Annotated in this window: 4 protein-coding genes and 1 pseudogene; 1 reads left to right on the forward strand and 4 read right to left on the reverse strand. The window is 62.0% G+C overall.

Annotated features, from left to right (window positions below):
• Positions 1-94, reverse strand: a pseudogene (locus D8U70_RS00215) (YbaB/EbfC family nucleoid-associated protein); the annotation flags it as partial.
• Between the two features lie 66 nt (positions 95-160).
• A complete protein-coding gene (gene dnaX, locus D8U70_RS00220) occupies positions 161-2,239 on the reverse strand; it encodes a DNA polymerase III subunit gamma/tau (RefSeq protein ID WP_130928069.1) in 2,079 nt (692 codons plus the stop codon).
• Positions 2,240-2,384: 145 nt separating this feature from the next.
• Here dnaX and D8U70_RS00225 point away from each other — a divergent pair, with 145 nt between their 5' ends.
• Positions 2,385-3,134, forward strand: coding sequence for a transporter substrate-binding domain-containing protein (locus D8U70_RS00225; protein WP_122747108.1), 750 nt, complete (start codon positions 2,385-2,387; stop codon positions 3,132-3,134).
• Between the two features lie 107 nt (positions 3,135-3,241).
• Here D8U70_RS00225 and D8U70_RS00230 read toward each other — a convergent pair whose 3' ends face one another.
• A complete protein-coding gene (locus tag D8U70_RS00230) occupies positions 3,242-5,209 on the reverse strand; it encodes a hypothetical protein (protein WP_130928070.1) in 1,968 nt (655 codons plus the stop codon).
• A 36-nt stretch (positions 5,210-5,245) separates the two neighbouring features.
• Entirely contained in the window at positions 5,246-5,734 is a 489-nt protein-coding gene (locus D8U70_RS27690; RefSeq protein ID WP_177433927.1) for a hypothetical protein, read from the reverse strand.
• Between the last annotated feature and the right edge of the window lie 260 nt (positions 5,735-5,994).

Raw genomic sequence — 5,994 nt, forward strand, 5'->3', positions numbered from 1 at the left:
CTTCGGCGTTGGCCAGTTCTTCCTGCATCTTGGCCATTTTTTCCTGCATCTGCTGCGCCTGCTTCATCAGGCCGGCCATGCCACCTTTCATCATGGGAATCACCTCAAACGTACTTGGATAAAACAGCGCCCGGCCATCTTGGCCGAGCACCTTCAGTTATTAGCCTTGGGTGACCAAGGCGTCGACAGGTTCAATAGTATCGCTTCGCACCACCGCGCCGAACTGCTGAACCATCTGCTGGATGAACGGATCACCGTGGATCGATTCCTCCGCCTCACGCTGGCGATTGGCGCGGCGGCGCGAGGCGGCCTGGGCCGGGGTTTCCTGCTCAGGCTTGATCAGCTCGATGGTCAGCGTCAGCGTGCGCCCGTGGAACTGGTTCAACGCGTCGTTGAGACGACGCTGTTGCGTGGCGTTGAACAGGGCGCTGTGGGCCGGGTCAAGGTGCATCAGCCAGTGGTCGCCGTCGACCGCAATCAACGTGCAGTTGGCGGCGATGCTGCCGGTCATGCCGGAAATCGGCAGTTTCGGGAACAGCTCCAGCCATTGCAGGGCCAGACCGGTGGCCGGTGCGGCGGCAGGTTCCGGCTCGGGTTCAGGCTCCGGATCGGCGGCGTGTTCGCTGGCCAGTTCGTCGAGGTAGCTGTAGGCCGAATCCATGTCCGGCTCGATGTAGTCTTCATCCAGCGGCGGTTCGTCGTCCATGTCCATGCCCGGCGTAGCGGCATCGACGTCGGCGACGGACGGCTCGGGAATCGGCGCGGCGGCCCACTCCGGCGCATCCGGCACCACGCTGTCCGGGGTCGGCAGCGGCATCGGCGGCAATTCAGGCTGCTCGCCAGCAGTTTCCAACACTGGTTCGACAGCGGGTTGCTGAACGGGCGCAGGCTCGGCCTCGGCTTCCACCGGGTCGTTCCATGGCAGATCGACCACGGTTTCGACGGCGACTGGCTCAGGCTGCGGTTGTGCTTCGACAACCGGCACAACCGGTTCTGGCTCGGCAGCCGGCGCTGCTACTGGTGCGAGTGCAGGCGCAACAGCCGCAGCGACCACCGGCGCAGGCTTCGGCGCGGCAGCCACTGAGTTTGCGGAATCAACTGTGGCCTGGCTGATCCCCACTGGCTTTAGCGGTTGCCTCGGTGCATCCGCCGTATCCGCCGGTCGGAACGCGAGCATCCGCAGCAAGACCATCTCGAAACCGCCGCGCGGATCCGGCGCCAGCGGCAAATCGCGGCGCCCGATCAGGCCCATCTGGTAATAGAACTGCACGTCTTCGGCCGGCAACGCCTGGGCCAGGGCCAATACGCGATCACGGTCGCCGTGGCCATTGTCGACGCCTTCCGGCAGCGCCTGAGCGATGGCCACGCGGTGCAGCACGTTGAGAATTTCCGAGAGCACGCCGTTCCAGTCCGGGCCTTGCTCTGCCAGATGCCGCACGGCTTCGAGCAGCGCCTTGGCATCGCCCTCGATCAGCGAATGCAGCACGTCATAGACCTGACCGTGATCCAGCGTGCCGAGCATCGCGCGCACGTCGGTCGCGAGGACCTTGCCTTCACCGAACGCGATGGCCTGATCGGTCAGGCTCATGGCGTCGCGCATCGAGCCGTCAGCAGCGCGACCAAGCAGCCACAGTGCATCGTCTTCAAACGGTACGTTTTCTGCGGTCAGCACGTGGGTCAAATGCTCGACCACACGCTCAGGCGTCATGTTCTTCAGGGAGAACTGCAGGCAGCGCGAAAGAATCGTTGCTGGAAGTTTCTGCGGATCGGTGGTCGCCAGGATGAACTTGACGTAGGGCGGCGGCTCTTCGAGGGTTTTCAACAGCGCATTGAAGGAATGGCTGGAAAGCATGTGCACTTCGTCGATCAGGTAGACCTTGAAGCGCCCACGACTTGGCGCGTACTGCACGTTATCGAGCAGTTCGCGGGTGTCTTCGACCTTGGTGCGGCTGGCGGCGTCGATCTCGATCAGGTCGACAAAACGGCCTTCATCGATCTCGCGGCACACCGAGCACTCGCCGCAGGGACTGGAGGTGATACCTGTCTCGCAGTTCAGGCACTTGGCAATGATCCGCGCGATGGTGGTCTTGCCGACCCCGCGCGTCCCGGTGAACAGGTAGGCGTGGTGCAGCCGTTGGCTGTCCAAGGCATTGATCAGAGCCTTGAGCACATGGGTCTGGCCGACCATTTCGCGGAACGAGCGTGGACGCCATTTACGTGCAAGAACCTGATAACTCATCGAAAACCGTCGCAGCGAAGGAAGCAGAAGCGGCTAATGCTAGCGGAGCAAGGGCAAAATTGCATCCGGTGTCCTCGTCTAATATGGCTAAGCTGCATCAGCAGAGGCTTTTATCAGCTCGGGATGGGGAATTACCGGAGCGTCTATGCGGTGGGCCGTGGCGGCATTGCTGGGTATCAGCCTCAACGCGATGGCAGCGCAAGCGCCGTTGCGCTTCGCCGTGCCGGACAGTTGGGCGATGCCGATGGTGCAACTGCAAGGCGGCAGACCGACCCAGGGCATCCTGCACGACGTCCTGCTCAGTCTGGCGACCCAGGTTGGCGCGCCAGCGCAATTCGTCGTCCTGCCGCGCGCGCGGGTTCAGAGCGCCATGGAGCACGGCGACATCGACGTGCGCTGCTATGCCGCACAGTCGTGGCTGCCGAATCAGTCCGGCGATTACATTTGGAGCGTGCCGTTGTGGTTTCAGCGCGACCTGCTGATCAGCCGCAAGGAACAACCGGCGCAGATCAATCCCGCCCGGCTGCCGCGCCAGGCCATCGGCACCGTTCTCGGCTACAGCTACCCTACCCTGCAACCGCTGTTCGACGCCGACCAGTTGCAACGCGAAGACGCGCGCAATCAGGAACAGGTACTGGAAAAGCTACTAGCCGGGCGATATCGCTATGCGGTGAGCAATCAGTGGACGCTGGACTGGATCAATCAGCGCCTGCTGCCGGAGCAGCAGCTGCAAGGGGTCGCGGTGCTGCAAGAACAGAATATCGGCTGCTATGTGAGGAACGACCCGAACGTGCCGGTGCAGCGGATCCTGCGCACGTTGCTGCGGATGAAAATGTCCGGCGAGATCGACGACATAATCCGGTTGTACACCGGCGCCTCTTCAACCACACCCTAACCGCCTGTGGGAGCGAGCCTGCTCGCGAAAGCGGTATGTCAGGCGACACAGTTGTTGAACACACCGACGCCTTCGCGAGCGGGCTCGCTCCCACAGGGTTGGCCGGGTCAATAACCGTGCGATTCGCGGAATTTCGGCTCGCGGCTGTGGTGATAATCGATCCACTCGACCACGTCGTAAGGCAGATAAAGCTGCTGCCGGGCACGGGACACGGCGATGTACACGGCGCAGATGCGCTGATCGAACTCGTAGGCATCCTTGAATTTCTCGTTACTGAGCAACGTCCGGGTCAACAGCACGCGCCTGAACTCCATGCCGCCAGCCCGCTCGGCCATCATCAACAGACAGGCCTTGCCCGGCTCGATGATCTTTTGGCTCAGTCGCGTCAGGTCGGCAATCATGAAGCCGTTTTGCAGTTGCGCTTCGATCCACAAAAACGCCTCGTCGAAACGGTTGGCCTCACGCACCATCTGCCAATCAGCCATGTCGCTGAAATACGGGTGCGGTCCTTTCTCGCTGGACCCGGCGTTATAGAAATCACGACGGAACAGCTCAATGGCGGTGGTCATGAAATGCTTGATGTCGTCCTGCGCTTCCCGGTCGGGGAAACTGAAGGCGCAACTGGAGTCGTGCAGATGGATGGCCCACATCATCGTGTCCCACGGTGAAGCGGTCAGCACCACGCAACCTTCGGGCGGCACGAAGGCTTGCGGGTAGTACTCGATATCGACGTCGGCGTGACGAGCGCCTTCGAACGGCACTTTGCTCTTGTGCGTATGGCGCGAGATCAGCGGATTGACCAGGCGCTCGACATTGCGCCCCGAGCGCACCGAATAGCAGATATCGCTCTGACGAACTTCACGCTTGCGCTTGGGCGCCTCGCCCGTGGCCTGCTGATACTCATCGCCGAGGGTGATCAGCACCTGCTGCCCGCGCTCGATGATTTGCAGCAACGACGCCGGCACATCCTGGCTTTCGTCGATGATCACATGGGTGTAGCGCGGCGGGACGCGGCAACCGGCGAGACTGGCGCGTTTGATCATCAGCAACGTCGGAAAACCGCTCTGGCTGGCCCAGGCCGGATTGGCTTCCAGATACACCCACAGGCGACTGGAGTATTCCAACAGCGCTTGCGAGTCTGCGCCGGTCAAGGGCTGCTGGAAGTGCGGCAAGTGCCTGGCGGACAGCGTGTGATCTCTTGAGGCGCAGTACAGCTTGAGCACGCGCAGACAAACTTCGAGGGTGCCCGGCCCGTCGTGGTGGCGAAAGCCGAAGATATTCAGTTCCTGCGCCAGCGCCTGCTTGCCCGGGAGACGCGCCGGCGTCCTGGCCATAGGCAACCGGGGACCAAGCAGCTGAGCCTGGGCGAAATCGAAAAAGGTCTGGCCAATTTCCGTGTCGTGGACCTGCACGATGTGCTTGCGCAGCGTCGCCAGTTTCGCCGGGGTGCGCGCCAGCACCAGTGTGCGTTTCGAGCGCAGGCATTCGATCAGTGCGCTGAGCATGTAGCTCTTGCCGATGCCGGCATAACCCTGCACGTGCAGGTCTTCGTCGAGGTTGGCTCGGAAGGTTCGCAGCAGTTTGTCCTGCGCCGCGCTTAACCAGTGCTCCCGCTCGCGGGGGGTGACCATCTGCTGGCGGAACGGGTTGTTCTGTTGCTGATGGCGGACTTTGTAGTCCACATCCCATTGCCCGCCGGGCAACAGAAATGCCTGCGCGGCGACTTCATCGGCCATGAGAAAGCGCAGGTTCAGGCCTTTGAGCGCATTGAGGCCGAAATACAATTTGCGCGAATCGAACAGACGCCGCGCCTCTGCAAGCAGTCCCGCCGATCCGGTGCGCCGAGAGGTGACAGACCAGTCAATGAGTCTGGCGAGAATCTTCTCCGCTGCGCTGGCGCTCAAATCCTGCTCCGTGGCCTGGGCGAGGTTCTGGATGACCAGCACTGCCGCCAGTTCCGGGTCGCTCAGGCGGGCCAGTGTCGCGTCACCCTCGGGCTGCAACAGCGCCGTACACGCATCATGGGTGATGGGCAGAAATACCGGGGTGGCCAAATCAAAATGTTCCGGGTGCATACAACCTCGCCGCCTGGGCTTTAATACAACACCAGATCAGTCCTGGTCATTCTCGTCGTGCATTTCATGGGACTGCGGCAAGTTTCTCTCACTGCCGGACTCGGGGCTGATCCGCAGCTCGAAGGAGTAGCCGCCGAGCGTGCCGGACATGCCGCGTCGTTCAGTGCCGCTGGCCACCGCCCCCGCATCGATCTGCGCCTGCACTTCGTAGAGCGCCATTTCCAGCAGTTTGCGCAGGTGTTCAGGGTTTTGCGCGCTGGCTTGCAGTTGCAGGTCGTACTGGCCGGCCACCGATTCAGCGAGGGCCGGCTGGTCCTGCACCGCGAGCGGCTGCGCAGTTTCTTCAGCCGCATTGAACACGGTCGAAGCCGCCAGAATCGCAGCGTGCTCCTCATCCATCAGGTCGAGCACTCGCGACAGCTCCAGCGTGCGTTCGGGCTGATCCTGCATCTGCGTTTTGACTTCCAGACGCCGCATCTGCCATTCGCGCAGTTTTTCACGAGTCAGATCGTCGATTTCACCCACTTGCCTTACCTCTCAATGCCAGGCGAGGGAGTATGCCACTGTTCGCTGTCGACAGCCGCACGGGCACCGGGACGCTGCGCGGCTGATCCGCGCGTTTCTGATGGCGGATCAACGCCACTAGCCAAATCGCAGGCATAAAAAAACCGCAGTGGGCGAAACCCATGCAGTTCTCTTTGAATTCTCGGTAGTTTCGTTAAGGTGGTGCCCCCACCAGCCACACCCCGGCACACAATGTTCCCGCTGTGGCTGCTTCCTTCCGG

Origin of the sequence: Pseudomonas sp. Sample_20, from assembly GCF_004307585.1 — a bacterium.
In the GTDB taxonomy this organism is placed as follows: Bacteria; Pseudomonadota; Gammaproteobacteria; order Pseudomonadales; family Pseudomonadaceae; genus Aquipseudomonas; species Aquipseudomonas atacamensis.